Raw genomic sequence first — 15,561 nt, 5'->3', positions numbered from 1 at the left:
AGTGGTTGCGGTTGAATTCGTGGGGCTGATTATGACAGCCCGGGTTTTGTGACAGATGTGCGGTACGACAGATAGATATAGCGCAGGGTCAGATACAGCACGGCCAGGGCCAGTTCGACGCTGTGATGCATCATCGGCATGGCGCGGATGGCCGGGGCGTGGCCGGCCAGCACGACACTGGCGAGTGACGGCACCAGGACCACCGGCCAGATCGTCTTCCATTTGAAATCGGTGGGGGAAAACAGCAAGCCGGCGCACGACCAGGCATACAGCGCGGCGCCGACCAAGGCGGCCGGCAGCTGCTGCACATACAGTAGCGACAGCAAGCCCGCGCAGCCGATCAGCCATGCCGCGCGCAGGCGGGGCAAGAGCGCCTCGGGGAAGCCGCAATCGCCATACAGGCCGGTGGCGCAGCGCAGGGCCAGCGCCGCCAGGCAAAACATCAATGGCATGGCCTCGCCGATGGCCAGCGCCGACGGGCCCCTGCCGCTCATGAACATGGCCGCGAACAGCGACAGGCCCAGACACAGGAGCAGCAGCATGCCATGCAGCAGTTGGCGGTTCATCGCATACGCGAGCAGGGCCGACGCGCACAAGCCGGCGGCGGTAACGAGGCGCATGCCGTCGCTGCGCTCGGGCAGGAACAACAGCAGTGCCAGCACGAGGTAGGGTGCGATCCAGCCCAGTTGCCGCAAGCCGGGCCGCTGCCACAGCACGGGCAGGCGGTCCTGCAGCGTTTCTTGCAGCGCTTCCAGGCGCGTGAACAGCGGCGCCGGCCAGCGCAAGGCATGCATGGCCAGCAAGGCAAAGGCGAGCGCCTGGAAGCCCAGCAGGCTGGCATAGGCCGCCGTGTCACCGAGCTTGAAGCCGGCAGCATCGAGCACGCCTGCGAGCATGAAGTGCAGCACGAAACCGAGGCCGCCCGAGGCCAGCGCCGTCTGCTTGAAGTAGCGCTTGGCATGGACGGCGTGTTCCCATTGCTCGAACAGGTCCGTATCGAGCTTCCAGGCCAGCATCTCGGCGTGCTGCCAGCGTATCGCGTGCAGCAGCTCGCGCAGCTGCAGCGTGAATTTTTGGTCGAACAGCTGGCGCGCATAGGCGCTTGGCGATTGCTGCGACATGATGCAATCGAGGCCCGGGTAGCTGTCGCGGTTGTCGCTGAAATGGGCGAACGAACGGTCGGCCCGGTAGCGCTGCACGGCAGCGCGCACCAGGTCCCCATGGCTGCGCGCCAGGTAGGAAAAATCGCGGTCCCAGCCCAGCTGCTCGAACAGGGCCTGGCGCAGCGCCAGCTCATAGCCGGCGCTGGCGCAGTAGCGCAGCGCACACAGGTCGAATTCCTCGCGCACGTCGAGGTTGAGCATGGCGTCGTCCTGCAGGATGCCGGCCAGTACCTCGCCGGCATCGGCGTGCCGCGACTGCTCGAGGAATGCCTGCCACAGGCTGGCCGCTTCCTGCGCCGGATCGATGGCGACCACGCCCCATAATTCGGATGGCGGTGCGGGTTCCTGGGCAATGACGCCCCACAGTTCCGCAGGCGGTTCCTGCGATTCCTGCGCTTCCCGCGCGGGTTCGTCGATGACGCCCCACAGCTCGGCCGTTTCCATGGGCGGCGTTTCTACCGCTGCCGCTTGCGCTTCCGGGAATTCCTCGGCAAACAGGTGCGCATGGCGCAGCGCGTACTCATACGCCTCGCGCAGCTCCTGGAAGGCGGCCGGATCGTCTTCGGGACGCGTCACCTTCAGGCGCTTCGCATACGCGCGCTTGAGGGCGCGCTCGTCGCCGGTCGGCTCCGTGCCCAGAATGGCCCACAGGCTGCGCTGTCCGTTGTCCATGCCGCCGTCCATCTACAGGAAGCTCTCGCTCTCGACCTGGCGCAGCACGTCATCCAATGCCTGGCGCGCCTTGCGGATGGTGTTCGGGTCCTGCGTTTCCAGCGCGGCCTGGAAGTTGGCCGTGTGCGCCGCCAGGTACTGGCGCACGTCGCCCAGCGACTGTTCGTACAGGCGGTCGGCGCGCGTGACCAGGGTGCGGTTTTCCATCTGCTCGCGCGGGTGGATCTTCAGGTCGGCCAGTTCCGCAAAGCGCTGCTCGATCTGCTCCGGCGTCATCACGCCAGCGTTATCGCTGATGATCATCTTGTGGCGTTCCTGCGTGGCCAGCACCGTCACTTCCGCTTCCAGCACGCCGCTGACGTCGTAGGTGAAGCGCACGTCGATGCCGATCTCGCCCGCCTTTTTCGCGGGGATCGGGAAGCTGATCTTGCCAAGGAAAACGTTGTCGGCCACCAGGCGCGATTCGCCCTGGAAGATCGCCACGTTGATTTCCTTCTGGTTGTCGTGGATGGTGGTGATGTTTTCCGTGCGCGAGACGGGCACCACGGAGTTGCGCTCGATGATGGGCAGGTAATGCCCGCCTTCATACTGGTTCGCGCCGACCTGGCGTGAAATGGAAATGCCCAGCGAATACGGCGCCACGTCCGTCATGACCACTTCGTCGAGGGCCGCGTCGCGCATCTTGAGGCCAGCCTGCACGGCGGCGCCCAGCGCCACGGCTTCATCCGGATCCAGGTGGATGGCAGGGAAGCGGCCGAACATGCGCGAGACGAGTTTGCGCACCAGCGGCATGCGCGTGGCGCCGCCGGCCAGCACCACTTCATTCAATTCCGCGGCGCGGATGGTGGCGTCGCGCAGCGCCCGTTCCACGGGCAGGCGCAAGCGGGCCAGCAGGGGCTCGCACAGCTGCGCCAGTTTGTCTTCGCCGATCTCCCAGCTGTATTCCTTGTCCTGGTAGCGCGTGGCCATGCGCGCGGACGGCTGGTCCGACAGCAGGCGCTTGACGCGCTCGGCTTCATCGCGCAGCAGCTGTTGCTGGCGCGGGTCGAGCAGGCGGCTGCCGACGGCGTCGCGCAAGCCGCTGCCTTCCATGAAAGCGTCGACCAGCACGGTGACGAAGTCTTCGCCGCCCAGAAAATTGTCGCCGGCCGAGGCCCGCACTTCCATCACGCCTTCGAACAGTTCCAGGATCGACACGTCGAAGGTGCCGCCGCCCAGGTCGAAGACGAGAAATTTGCTTTCCTGTTCCTTGTCGCGGATGCCGTAGGCCAGCGCGGCGGCCGTCGGCTCGTTGAGCAGGCGCTCGACGCGCAGGCCCGCCAGCTGGCCGGCGATGCGCGTGGCCTTGCGCTGCGCATCGCTGAAATACGCGGGCACGGTGATGATGGCTTCCTCGACCTTGTGGCCGAGGAAGGCTTCGGCATCTTCCTTCAGCGCGCGCAGCACCATCGACGACAGTTCTTCCGGACGGAATTGCTGCGTGCCGAGGGTGATCTTCTTTTCACTGCCCATGTAGCGCTTGAAGACGGCCGCCGTCAGCTGCGGGTGCGTCTGCAGGCGCTCGCGCGCGGCGCGGCCCACCAGCACGGTGCCGTCGTCATCGATGCTGACGCACGACGGCGTCAGGTGTTCACCGAGCGCATTCGGGATGATGGAAGCCTTGCCGTCGCGCCAGATGGCGACCAGGCTGTTGGTGGTGCCCAGGTCGATGCCGATGATCATCAGATATCCGCCTCCGCCTCATTGCCGTGTTCTTCGATCCAGGCGCGGCGTCCGGCCGCTTCGCCCTTGCCCATCAACATATTGAAGCGCGAGGCCGAGGCCATGTGGTCGACTTCACCCAAGGTCACGGGCAGCAGGCGGCGCGTGTCCGGGTTCATCGTCGTTTCCCATAGCTGCTCGGCGTTCATCTCGCCCAGGCCCTTGAAGCGCGAGATCGACCAGGCGCCCTGTTTCACGCCTTCCTTGCGCAGCTTGTCTTCGATGGCGACCAGTTCGCCGTCGTCGAGCGCATAGATCTTCTGCATCGGCTTCTTGCCGCGCGCTGGCGCGTCCACGCGGTACAAAGGCGGGCGGGCGATGCAGATGTGGCCCTTGTTGATCAGGACCGGGAAGTGCTTGAAGAATAGGGTCAGCAGCAGTACCTGGATGTGTGAGCCGTCCACGTCCGCGTCGGACAGGATGCAGATCTTGCCGTAGCGCAGGCCGGACAGGTCGGGCGAGTCGCCCACGCTGTGCGGATCGACGCCGATGGCGACCGCGATGTCGTGGATCTCGTTGTTGGCGAACAGGCGGTCGCGGTCCGTTTCCCACGAATTCAAGACCTTGCCGCGCAGGGGCAGGATCGCCTGGAATTCCTTGTCGCGGCCCATCTTGGCCGAACCGCCCGCCGAGTCGCCCTCGACGAGGAACAGTTCATTGCGCGCGATGTCCGACGATTCGCAGTCGGTCAGCTTGCCGGGAAGGACGGCGACGCCTGAGGATTTTTTCTTTTCCACTTTTTGCAGCGAGCGCTGGCGCGACTGCGCCTGTTTGATCACGAGATCGGCCAGCTTCTTGCCGTAGTCGACGTGCTGGTTCAGCCACAGTTCCAGCGGCGGCTTGGTGAAGGTCGAGACGAGGCGCACGGCGTCGCGCGAATTCAGACGCTCCTTGATCTGGCCCTGGAATTGCGGGTCCAGCACCTTGGCCGACAACACGAACGAGGCGCGCGCGAACACGTCTTCCGGCAGCAATTTGACGCCTTTCGGCAGCAGCGAATGCATTTCGACGAAGTTTTTCACGGCGCCGAACAGGCCGTCGCGCAAGCCCGATTCGTGCGTGCCGCCATTCGAGGTGGGGATCAGGTTGACATACGATTCGCGCACGATGGCGCCTTCTTCCGTCCACGCGACCACCCAGGCCGCGCCTTCGCCTTCGGCAAAGCCTTCCGAATCCGGGCCAGCGTACTGCGCGCCTTCGAACAGGGGAATCAGGGTTTCGCCATTCGATACCTGCGCCAGCGTTTCAGTCAGGTAGCCGCGCAAGCCTTCCGCGTACTGCCAGGTCTGCGTGTCGCCCGTTTTCGCGTTGGTGAGCGTGACGGTCACGCCCGGCAGCAGCACGGCTTTCGAGCGCAGCAGCCGTTGCAGCTCCGTTTGCGAGATGTTCGGCGAATCAAAGTATTTCGCATCGGGCCAGGCCGTGACGCGCGTACCCGATTTTTTGCCGTCGCGCGGGGCGGGGCGGGAAGTCAAGGGCTCGATCACGTCGCCATTCGCGAACACCATGTGGTGCAAGCCGTTGCCATCGCTTTCCTTGCGCCAGACGGTGATTTCCAGGCGCGTCGACAGCGCATTGGTGACGGACACGCCGACGCCGTGCAGACCGCCCGAGAACGCGTAGGCGCCGCCCGAACCCTTGTCGAACTTGCCGCCCGCGTGCAGCCGTGTAAACACGATTTCCACCGTCGGCACGCCTTCTTCCGGGTGCAGGCCGACGGGAATGCCGCGGCCATTGTCTTCGACGGTGATGCTGCCGTCCGTGTTTTGCGTGACGGCGATATGCGTGCAATGACCGCCCAGCGCCTCGTCGGAGGCATTGTCGATCACTTCCTGAATGATGTGCAGCGGATTTTCAGTGCGGGTGTACATCCCCGGGCGCTGCTTGACGGGTTCCAGTCCTTTCAGGACACGGATGGATGATTCGCTGTAGTCGGATGCTGGTTTTTTAGTGGCCATACGTGTTCAAGCTAAGTAAAGACAGTGGTTGGAACGCCAGGCCAGGGCACTGCGGGCGCAATGACAGCGGCGGCGATAACTGTATGAATATACAGTATATCCCGTCCAGCGTCACTGGGGGAGGGCAGTGCGGCAGGCTTGGCGTCCTTGTGCGGACGCTCGCGCATTCTATCTTGTCCCGCGAGCAATAGCGCTACTCCAAGGCAACAACAGTGCGCCGCGCGCGTGGTTTTGCGCCAATTGTGATGGATTTTATGCGGTAAAGCTCCCGTTTTTACATCTTGTTTACATGCACCTCCCCAGTCTTTACGAATTTTTTAGACCCTTTTGGCTAATCTGCTCACTATCAAAACAAACCTGTGTGAGGGTGGGAATGGATCTCGTGTATCTCGGCTTGATTGCCGTGTTTTTCGTCGTGGCGGCCGGCTTTGCCGTCGCCTGCGACAAATTAGGGAGCGTCAAATGAACGCGTTTTATGTGCTGGGCGCCGTCGTCTCGGCTGGCCTGCTCGTGTACCTGCTGGTGGCGCTGCTGAAGGCGGAGGAACTGTGATGACGACGCAATCGATACTGTTATTGGTGGCCTTCCTGGCCGTGCTGCTGGCCGCCGGCTATCCGCTGGGCCTGTACATGGCCAAAGTGGCCGGCGATGCGCCCGTGCGCGGCCTGGGCTGGCTGCAAAAGCTGGAAAACCTGCTGTACCGCTGGTCCGGCCTGCCCGCCGACAAGGCCATGGGCTGGAAAAGCTATGCCATCGCCCTGATCGTTTTCAATACCGTGGGCGCCGTCTTCGTCTACGGCCTGCAGCGCCTGCAGGGCTTTTTACCGTTGAATCCACAGGGCCTGGGCGCCGTCAGCCCCGATTCCTCGTTCAATACCACCGTCAGCTTCGTCGCCAATACCAACTGGCAGGGCTATGGCGGCGAACAGACCATGAGCTATCTGACCCAGATGCTGGGCATGGCGTGCCAGAACTTCTTCTCGGCGGCCACCGGCATCGCCGTGATCTTCGCGCTGGTGCGCGGCTTCGCTTCGCGTTCGGGCAAATCGATCGGCAATTTCTGGGTCGACCTGGTGCGCTCTACCCTGTACATCCTGCTGCCGCTGTCGCTGGCCCTGTCCGTCGTCTTCATGGGCGAAGGCATGATCCAGAATTTTTCCGCCTACAAGGAAGTGACCCTGCTCGACCACGTGGCGTATGAAACGCCGAAGGTGACGGCCGACGGCCAGCCCGTGCTCGATACCGCCGGCAAGCCTGTAATGGAAGCGCAAGTGGCGACCACGCAGACGATTGCCATGGGCCCCGTCGCTTCGCAGGAATCGATCAAGCTGCTGGGCACGAATGGCGGCGGTTTCTTCAATGCCAACTCCTCGCACCCGTATGAAAATCCGACCGCGCTGTCGAACTTCCTGCAGATGCTGGCCATCTTCATCATTCCCGCCGGCCTGTGCTTCACCTTTGGCCGCATGGTGGGCGACCTGCGCCAGGGTTGGGCCGTGCTGGCCGCGATGACCCTGATCTTTGTCGTCATGACGGCCGGCGTGATGAGCGCCGAGCAGCAAGCCAATCCCGCCTTGCAAGCGCTGGGCGTGGACCAGCAGGCCAGCAGCCTGCAATCGGGCGGCAATATGGAAGGCAAGGAAACGCGTTTCGGCATCAGCTCCTCGACCCTGTTCGCGGCGGTGACGACGGCGGCATCGTGCGGCGCCGTCAATTCCATGCACGACTCCTACATGCCCCTGGGCGGCATGGTGCCGCTGCTGCTGATGCAGTTCGGCGAAGTGGTCTTCGGCGGCGTGGGCACGGGTCTGTACGGCATGCTGATGTTCGCCATCCTGGCCGTCTTCATCGCCGGCCTGATGATCGGCCGCACGCCTGAATACCTGGGCAAGAAAATCCAGGCGTATGAAATGAAGATGGTCTCGCTGGCCATCCTGATCACGCCAGCCCTCGTCTTGACGGGCACGGCGATCGCCGTGATGGTCGAACCGGGCAAGATCGGCGTGGCCAATCCGGGCGCGCATGGTTTCTCGGAAATCCTGTACGCCTTCACGTCGGCGGCCAACAACAACGGCAGCGCGTTTGCTGGCCTGTCCGCCAACACGCCTTTCTACAACGTGATGCTGGCGATCGCCATGTGGTTCGGCCGCTTCGGCGTGATCGTACCCGTGCTGGCGGTGGCCGGTTCGCTGGCGGCCAAGCAGCGCCTGTCGGCCAATGCCGGCACCATGCCCACGCACGGCCCCATGTTCATCGGCTTGCTGATCGGCGTCGTCGTCCTGGTCGGTGTATTGAATTACGTTCCCGCGCTGGCCCTGGGCCCGATCGTCGAACACCTGCAACTTTTCATCAAATAAGAGGCTACCATGTCACGCACAAGCCTGACTTTGTTCGATTCCGCACTGATCGGCCCCGCCGTCGTCGATGCGTTCAAAAAACTCGACCCCCGCACGCAGTGGCGCAGCCCCGTGATGTTCGTCGTCTACGTGGGCAGCATCATCACGAGCCTGCTGGCGACCCAGGCCGGGATCAGCGGTGGCCAGGGCGAAGCGCCGTTCGGCTTCATCGCCGCCGTCGCCGTGTGGCTGTGGTTTACCGTGCTGTTCGCGAACTTCGCCGAAGCGCTGGCCGAAGGCCGCAGCAAGGCGCAGGCGGCCTCGCTGCGCGCCCTCAAGCAGACGGTGATGGCAAAGAAAATGCAGACGCCGAAATACGGCACTTCCTGGCTGCCCACGCCGGCCACCGACCTGCGCAAGGGCATGACGGTGCTGGTCGAAGCGGGCGACGTGATTCCGGCCGACGGCGAAGTGACGGCCGGCGTGGCCTCCGTCGACGAAAGCGCCATCACGGGCGAATCGGCGCCCGTCATCCGCGAATCGGGTGGCGATTTTTCGGCTGTGACGGGCGGCACCCGCGTGCTGTCGGACTGGCTGCTGGTGCGCGTCTCCGTCAACCCCGGTGAAGCGTTCATCGACCGCATGATCGCCATGGTCGAAGGCGCCAAGCGCCAGAAGACGCCAAATGAGATCGCCCTGACGATTTTACTGGTGGCCCTGTCGATCGTGTTCCTGATCGTCACCGTGACCCTGCTGCCGTATTCGCTGTTTTCCGTGGCGGCGGCCGGCACTGGCACGCCGGTGACGATCACCGTGCTGATCGCGCTGCTCGTATGCCTGATTCCGACCACCATCGGCGGTTTGTTGTCCGCCATCGGCGTGGCCGGCATGAGCCGCATGATGCAGGCCAATGTGATCGCCACGTCGGGCCGCGCCGTGGAAGCGGCCGGCGACGTCGACGTGCTGCTGCTCGATAAAACGGGCACCATCACCCTGGGCAATCGCCAGGCGTCGAGCTTCGTGCCGGCGCCCGGCGTGACGGAGCAGCAGCTGGCCGATGCGGCGCAGCTGGCCTCGCTGGCCGATGAAACGCCGGAAGGGCGCAGCATCGTCGTGCTGGCCAAGCAAAAGTTCAACATCCGCGAACGCGAGATGGCCAGCCTGCACGCCACCTTCGTGCCCTTCACGGCGCAAACGCGCATGAGCGGCGTGGATATCCCTGGCGAGCAGCAGGTGCGCCAGCTGCGCAAGGGCGCGGCCGATTCCATGAAAAAGTATGTGGAAGCGCTGGGCCAGCCGTATCCGGCCGAGGTGGGGCGCGCCGTCGACGACATCGCGCGCCGCGGCAGCACGCCGCTGGTGGTGGTCGACGACGGCCGCGTGATGGGCGCCGTGGAGCTGAAGGATATCGTCAAGGGCGGCATCAAGGAGCGCTTCGCGGAATTGCGCCGCATGGGCATCAAGACGGTCATGATCACGGGCGACAACAAGCTGACGGCGGCGGCGATTGCGGCCGAGGCGGGCGTGGACGATTTCCTCGCCGAAGCGACGCCGGAAGACAAACTGAAACTGATCCGCAGCTACCAGTCCGAAGGCCGGCTGGTGGCGATGACGGGCGACGGCACCAACGATGCCCCGGCGCTGGCGCAGGCCGACGTGGCCGTGGCCATGAACTCGGGCACGCAGGCGGCAAAGGAGGCGGGCAATATGGTCGACCTGGATTCGAACCCGACCAAGCTGCTGGAAATCGTTGAAATCGGCAAGCAGATGCTGATGACGCGCGGCTCGCTGACGACGTTCTCGATTTCGAACGATATCGCCAAGTACTTTGCCATCATCCCGGCCGCCTTCGTGGGCACGTATCCGCAATTGAAGGCGCTCGACATCATGCACCTGGCCAGCCCTGCGTCGGCCATCATGTCGGCCGTGATCTTCAATGCCTTGATCATCGTCGTGCTGATTCCATTGGCGCTGAAAGGCGTGCAATACCGGGCCATCGGCGCGGCCAGCCTGTTGCGCCGCAACCTGCTGATCTACGGCCTGGGCGGCATCGTCCTGCCCTTCATCGGGATCAAGCTGATCGATATGCTGCTGTCCGCACTCAATTTAGTCTAAAGGAACCATCATGAGCACTATCGTACGTCCCGCCCTGGTCCTGTTTGCCGCGCTGACCGTGATCTGCGGCGTCGTCTATCCATTTGCCACGGCCGGCATCGGGCAGCTGGCTTTCAACGATGAAGTCAACGGCAGCATCGTCGAGCGTGGTGGCAAGCCCGTCGGCTCGACTCTGATCGGCCAGTCATTCACCTCGCCCAAGTATTTCTGGGGCCGGCCATCGGCCACCGCGCCGATGGCCAATAACGGTGCCGGCTCGGGCGGCTCGAACCAGGGACCGACCAATCCAGCCCTGGTGGACGCCGTCAAGGCGCGCATCGCCGCCCTGAAGGAAGTTGACCCGGGCAATACGCGCGCCATTCCCGTCGACCTGGTGACGGCGTCGAGCAGCGGCCTGGATCCGGAAATCAGCCTGGCGGGTGCCCTGTACCAGGCGCCGCGCGTGGCCCGCGTGCGCGCCGTGCCGCTGGCGCAGGTGGAAAACGCCATCGCCAAGGTGCAGAAGACCGCGTATATCGGCTTTTTCGGCGAACCAAGGGTGAATGTGCTGGAACTGAATCTGGCGCTCGATGCGGCCGCAAAGTAAGATGATACCGGGGTCAGACCCGTCGGGTCTGACCCCAGCCCTTGTTCTTGGGCTAATCGACAATTAAAAGATGCCCATGCTCCCCAACGACAGCCAACGCCCCGACCCTGACACCCTGCTGGCGCAAGTGCAGGCGCAGGAAAAGAAAGCCGCGCGCGGCCGGCTGCGCATTTATTTTGGCGCTTCGGCCGGCGTCGGCAAGACTTATGCGATGCTGGCCGCCGCCCGCAAGCTGCTGGCCGATGGCCAGGATTTGCTGGTGGGCGTGGTGGAGACGCATGGGCGCCAGGATACGGCGGCCCAGCTGGACGGCTTGCCCGTGCTTCCGCTAAAAGCGATCGAGTATCGGGGCAAGACCCTGTTCGAGTTCGACCTTGACGAAGCGCTGCGGCGCGCGCCGCCGCTGATATTGATGGATGAACTGGCCCACTCGAACGTGGCCGGTTCGCGCCATCCGAAGCGCTGGCAGGATGTCGAGGAATTGCTGGCGGCCGGCATCGACGTGCTCTCCACCGTCAACGTGCAGCACCTGGAAAGCCTCAACGACGTGGTGGGGGGGATTACAGGCGTGCGCGTGGCCGAAACTCTGCCCGATACGGTGTTCGACCGCGCCGATGAAGTGGTGCTGGTCGATATTCCCGCCGATGAACTGCTGCGCCGCCTGAAGCAGGGCAAGGTGTATCAGCCGCTGCAGGCCGAGCGGGCGTCCCAGCATTTTTTCCGCAAGGGTAATTTGATCGCCCTGCGCGAACTGGCCTTGCGCCGCACGGCGGACCGGGTGCAGGATGACGTGCAGGCTTACCGCGTCGAGAAGTCCATCAATCCTGTGTGGAAGACGGGCGCCGCGCTGCTGGCCTGCGTGGGGCCGCATGCGGGTGGCGAACACGTGATCCGCAGCACGGCGCGCCTGGCCAGCCAGCTGAATGCGGAATGGCATGCGCTGTACGTGGAAACGCCGCGTTTGCAGCGCCTGCCGGCGAGCCAGCGCGAGCGCATTTTGAAAACCCTGAAACTGGCGCAGGACCTGGGCGCGCGCACGGCTGTTATGCCGTCCGCCGACATCGCCGGCGCCGTGGTCGAGTATGCGCGCAGCGCGAATATCTCGAAAGTCATCGTCGGCCGTGGTCGCGCCAATGCGCTGGCGCGCCTGTGGCAGGCACCGCCGGCGGCGCGCCTGGCCAGCGTGGCGCCCGATATCGATTTGATCGAGGTGGGCTTGCCGCCAGCCGATGCGGCGCCGCGGCGCGCAGTCGGCGACGATGCGGAGGTGCCGCGCCGGACCTCGCGCCACTGGCGTTACATCCTGGCTGCCGGCGCCAGCCTGGCCACGGCCCTCGCCTCGGTACCGCTGCAGCCTTATCTTGACCTGGCCAATATCGCCATGCTGTCCTTGCTGACGGTGGTGCTGGTGGCCGTGCGCCTGGGACGCGGACCGGCGGCGCTGGCCAGCCTGGTGGGCGTGGCCTGCTTCGATTTCGTCTTCGTGCCGCCCCGCTTCTCGTTTGCCGTGGGCGATTTCCAGTATGTGATTACCTTTGGCGTGATGCTGGCCGTGGGTCTGATCACGGGCCACCTGACGGCCGGCCTGCGTTTCCAGGCGCGCGTGGCCTCGCACCGCGAAGCGCGCGCCCGCGCCCTGTATGAATTCTCGCGCGAGCTGTCCGGCGTACTGCAGACGGAGCAGATTTTCGACATCACGAAAAGCGCCATCGAACGGGCTTTCCGCGCGCGCGCCACCCTGCTGCTGCCCGATGACGAGAGCAGCTTGCAGGCCCCGAATGGCGGCGAGCCGCTCGATATCGGCATCGCACAGTGGGCCTTCGACCATGCGCAGGCGGCGGGAACGGGCACCGACACCTTGCCGGCGTCGCCCATTTTCTACCTGCCGCTGATCGCGCCGATGCGCACGCGCGGCGTGCTGGCGCTGCTGCCGCTCGAGGGCGCGCAGCGGGGGCGCTGGCTGCTGGTGCCGGAACAGCGCCAGCACCTCGATACCTTTGCCGCGCTGGCGGCCATCGCCCTCGAACGCGTGCATTACATCGACGTGGCCCAGGGCGCGCTGCTGCAGATGGAGTCCGAACGGCTGCGCAATTCGCTGCTGGCGGCCCTGTCGCACGACTTGCGCACGCCCTTGACGTCGCTGGTGGGCCTGGCCGAATCGCTGGCCTTGTCCCGGCCTGCGCTGTCGCCCGCGCAGCTGGATATGGCGCGCTCGCTGCAGTCCGAAACCGTGCGTATGAGCGCCCTGGTGGCGAACTTGCTGGACATGGCGCGCATTGAAAGCGGCCAGGTGCGGCTGAACCTGCAATGGCAGGCGCTGGAAGAGGTGGTGGGCAGCGCGCTGCGCGCCAGCGGTCCGCAATTGCAGCAGCATGCCGTGCAGACGCAGCTGGCGCCGGACTTGCCGCTGGTGCGCTACGACGCCGTGCTGATCGAGCGGGTGCTGTGCAACCTGCTGGAAAACGCGGCCAAGTACACGCCGCCCGGCAGCACCATCACGGTCGCGGCCGGGGGGCACGGCCAGTTCCTGCAGGTGACGGTGTCTGACGATGGCCCGGGCCTGCCGCCCGGCCGCGAAGAAGCCATCTTTGAAAAATTCACGCGCGGCGAGCGCGAATCGAACAAGCCGGGCGTCGGACTGGGGCTGGCCATTTGCCGCGCCATCGTCGAAGCCCACGGCGGCACCATCCACGCACAGCCGCACGCGCCGGGACAGGGCGCGGCCATCGTCTTCAGCCTGCCGCTGGGCACGCCCCCGGCGCCGCCGGAGCTCGAGCCCGACGACGCCAATGATCATGAAACAGGAAAACCAACATGAACGAACCTTCCGCCACCGCCTTGCTGGTCGAGGATGAACCGCAAATCCGCCGCTTCGTGCGCGCCGCGCTGGAAGACGAGGGCTGGCAGATTTTCGAGTCGGCCACCATGCAGCGGGGCCTGATCGATGCGGGCACGCGCCGGCCCGACCTGATCGTGCTGGATCTGGGCCTGCCCGACGGCGACGGCATCGACTTCATCGCCGACATCCGCAAATGGTCGGCCGTTCCCATCATTGTGCTGTCGGCGCGGGTCGACGAGCAGGACAAGATCCGCGCGCTCGACGCGGGCGCCGACGACTATCTGACCAAGCCGTTTGGCGTGGGCGAATTGCTGGCCCGCGTGCGCGCCACCCTGCGCCGCCAGCGCCAGCCCGCCGCCAGCGATGACGGCGTGGTGCAGTTCGGCGACGTGCGCGTCGACCTGAAGGACCGGCTGGTCACGCGCAACAAGCAGCTGGTGCACATGACGCCGACGGAATTTCGTTTGCTGTCCGTGCTCGTGAAAAACGCGGGCAGGGTGGTCACCAATCCGCAGCTGCTGCGCGAAGTGTGGGGGCCGTCGAACAGCGAAAACGGCCACTACCTGCGCATCTACATGGGCCATCTGCGCCAGAAGCTGGAAGCCGATCCGGCCCAGCCGCAGTACTTGCTGACGGAAACGGCCGTCGGCTACCGCTTGCTGCTGCCGCTCTAAACCGATTCTTTTCCCCCGTTTGAAACAGGCGCTGCGCGCGCCAGGGGGACGCTTTACTTAAAATTTTTGCAGCGATTTTTTGCAGCGGCGGGCCAGCTGCGCCATGTTGGCAAAGGCCCATACCACCCATGAAGAAGAATAACCATGAATAAAATGCTACTTGCACTTGCCGTCGCCACTGCTTTTACGGGCAGCCTGGCCCACGCGGACGAGGCCAAGCCGGACAATGAAGTGAGTTTCAACGTGGCCGGCGTGTCCGACTACCGCTACCGCGGCATCTCGCAGACGCGCTTGAAACCGGCGCTGCAGGGCGGCGCCGACTACGTCAACAACCCGACGGGCCTGTACGCGGGCGCCTGGGCGTCGACTATCAAGTGGACCAAGGATGCGGGCGGCAGCGGCGACGTGGAAGTGGACCTGTATGCGGGCAAGCGCGGTCAGTTGAACGACGCCATTGGCTATGACGTGGGCGTGCTCGCGTATGTGTATGCGGACAACGGCTTGAATCACGTCGCCGGCCTGGCCAACGCGGACACGCAGGAAATCTATGGCCAGCTGTCGTACGGCCCCGCCTATATCAAGTATTCGCACGCCGTCTCCAACCTGTTCGGTATCGTCAACAGCAAGAACAGCGCTTACCTGGACATCGGCGCGAATATCGACCTGACGAACGGCTGGACCGGCAACCTGCACGCGGGCCACCAGAAGGTCAACAACAATGATGCGGCCAGCTACACGGACTGGAAAGTGGGCGTCACGCGCGATTTCGGCGTCGTGACAGGCGCGCTGGCCGTGATCGGCACGAACGCGGGCAAGTCGGCCTATGCCTCGCCCGTGAATGGCAAATTCATGGGCAAGACGGCGCTGCAGCTGACGGTCAGCAAGACGTTTTAATTAACGGAGATGAGAGAAGAGGCGGCGCATGCGCCGCCTTTTTAGCGTTTAAGAACGCAGGTTGAAAACGGCGCAATACAGCTGTCCCAGGCTGACCACGCGGGCGGCCGGAATCTGCGTGGCCAGGGCATGGGCGGGTGCCGCCTGGGTGTCCGTTGCCAGCAGGACGCGCAGCTCGGGGTTGACGCTGCGCGCGTGCGCGATGCGGCGCGCCAGCCCTGATTGCGCAGTGGCGTCGACGACACCGTCGAGCGGCACCACCAGTACGCGCGCGGCGATCAGGGCCGAACGGCTGCCCATGGAGTCGCGGCCCTCGCTGTCGATGACGATGTCATGGTAGCAGTGCACCAGGTGTTCGAGCTCCGGTTGCAAGCCCTTGGCGCTGATGGCGCGCGCCATCAGGCGCGGCCGCGTCAGGCTGCCGTGCATGGCGCCGTCGTGCATGTTCCTGGCCTGCGCCATGGCGCCCTGGCGCGGATCGGCATCGAGCAGCAATACTTTGCGTCCGGCCAGCGCGCGCGAAGCGGCCAGCCGCCCGGCCAGGATGGATTTCTCCATTCCCC

Annotated in this window: 11 protein-coding genes; 7 read left to right on the top strand and 4 right to left on the bottom strand. The window is 64.7% G+C overall.

The window, feature by feature from the left end; genetic code table 11:
• Window positions 1-29 precede the first annotated feature (29 nt).
• Genes P9875_RS26490 through P9875_RS26480 form a run of 3 tightly spaced genes read right to left on the bottom strand, consistent with a single transcriptional unit; the run spans window position 30 to window position 5,554 of the window.
• Window positions 30-1,835 carry a J domain-containing protein gene (locus P9875_RS26490; protein WP_278317043.1) on the bottom strand — a complete coding sequence of 602 codons (1,806 nt, stop codon included), beginning with the start codon at window positions 1,833-1,835 and terminating at the stop codon, window positions 30-32.
• A 12-nt stretch (window positions 1,836-1,847) separates the two neighbouring features.
• Window positions 1,848-3,557, bottom strand: a complete 1,710-nt coding sequence (locus P9875_RS26485) for a molecular chaperone HscC (RefSeq protein WP_278317042.1) — start codon at window positions 3,555-3,557, stop codon at window positions 1,848-1,850.
• Window positions 3,557-5,554: a DNA topoisomerase IV subunit B gene (locus tag P9875_RS26480; protein ID WP_035822215.1), complete on the bottom strand. Its 1,998-nt coding sequence runs from the start codon at window positions 5,552-5,554 to the stop codon at window positions 3,557-3,559. The genes P9875_RS26485 and P9875_RS26480 overlap by 1 nt, the downstream gene beginning before the upstream one ends.
• 462 nt (window positions 5,555-6,016) lie before the next feature.
• Here P9875_RS26480 and kdpF point away from each other — a divergent pair, with 462 nt between their 5' ends.
• From kdpF to P9875_RS26445, 7 genes are all read left to right on the top strand, one after another.
• Window positions 6,017-6,106: a K(+)-transporting ATPase subunit F gene (gene kdpF / locus P9875_RS26475; RefSeq protein ID WP_034746483.1), complete on the top strand. Its 90-nt coding sequence runs from the start codon at window positions 6,017-6,019 to the stop codon at window positions 6,104-6,106.
• Window positions 6,106-7,911: a potassium-transporting ATPase subunit KdpA gene (gene kdpA / locus P9875_RS26470; RefSeq protein ID WP_278317041.1), complete on the top strand. Its 1,806-nt coding sequence runs from the start codon at window positions 6,106-6,108 to the stop codon at window positions 7,909-7,911. The genes kdpF and kdpA overlap by 1 nt, the downstream gene beginning before the upstream one ends.
• Window positions 7,912-7,920: 9 nt before the next feature.
• Window positions 7,921-10,005: a potassium-transporting ATPase subunit KdpB gene (gene kdpB / locus P9875_RS26465; RefSeq protein ID WP_278317040.1), complete on the top strand. Its 2,085-nt coding sequence runs from the start codon at window positions 7,921-7,923 to the stop codon at window positions 10,003-10,005.
• A gap of 10 nt (window positions 10,006-10,015) precedes the next feature.
• The gene (gene kdpC, locus P9875_RS26460) at window positions 10,016-10,591 is read left to right on the top strand and encodes a potassium-transporting ATPase subunit KdpC (RefSeq protein WP_099376494.1); all 576 of its coding nucleotides are present in this window, start codon (window positions 10,016-10,018) and stop codon (window positions 10,589-10,591) included.
• Window positions 10,592-10,667: 76 nt separating this feature from the next.
• On the top strand, window positions 10,668-13,409 hold the full coding sequence (locus P9875_RS26455; RefSeq protein ID WP_278317039.1) for a DUF4118 domain-containing protein: 2,742 nt from the start codon (window positions 10,668-10,670) through the stop codon (window positions 13,407-13,409).
• A complete protein-coding gene (kdpE, locus tag P9875_RS26450; protein WP_034746496.1) occupies window positions 13,406-14,104 on the top strand; it encodes a two-component system response regulator KdpE in 699 nt (232 codons plus the stop codon). Before P9875_RS26455 ends, kdpE begins: the two co-directional genes overlap by 4 nt.
• 144 nt (window positions 14,105-14,248) lie before the next feature.
• Window positions 14,249-14,998 (top strand): TorF family putative porin, encoded by a 750-nt coding sequence (locus P9875_RS26445; RefSeq protein WP_099401810.1) that lies wholly within the window; start codon window positions 14,249-14,251, stop codon window positions 14,996-14,998.
• A 48-nt stretch (window positions 14,999-15,046) separates the two neighbouring features.
• Here P9875_RS26445 and P9875_RS26440 read toward each other — a convergent pair whose 3' ends face one another.
• Window positions 15,047-15,556, bottom strand: coding sequence for a cobyrinic acid ac-diamide synthase (locus tag P9875_RS26440; RefSeq protein WP_278317038.1), 510 nt, complete (start codon window positions 15,554-15,556; stop codon window positions 15,047-15,049).
• Window positions 15,557-15,561 lie beyond the last annotated feature (5 nt).

The sequence above is a fragment of the Janthinobacterium rivuli genome (genome assembly GCF_029690045.1).
Taxonomy (GTDB): domain Bacteria; phylum Pseudomonadota; class Gammaproteobacteria; order Burkholderiales; family Burkholderiaceae_D; genus Janthinobacterium; species Janthinobacterium rivuli.
Note: the sequence above shows the minus strand (reverse complement) of the source record. Positions and strands in the feature narration are given on the sequence as shown.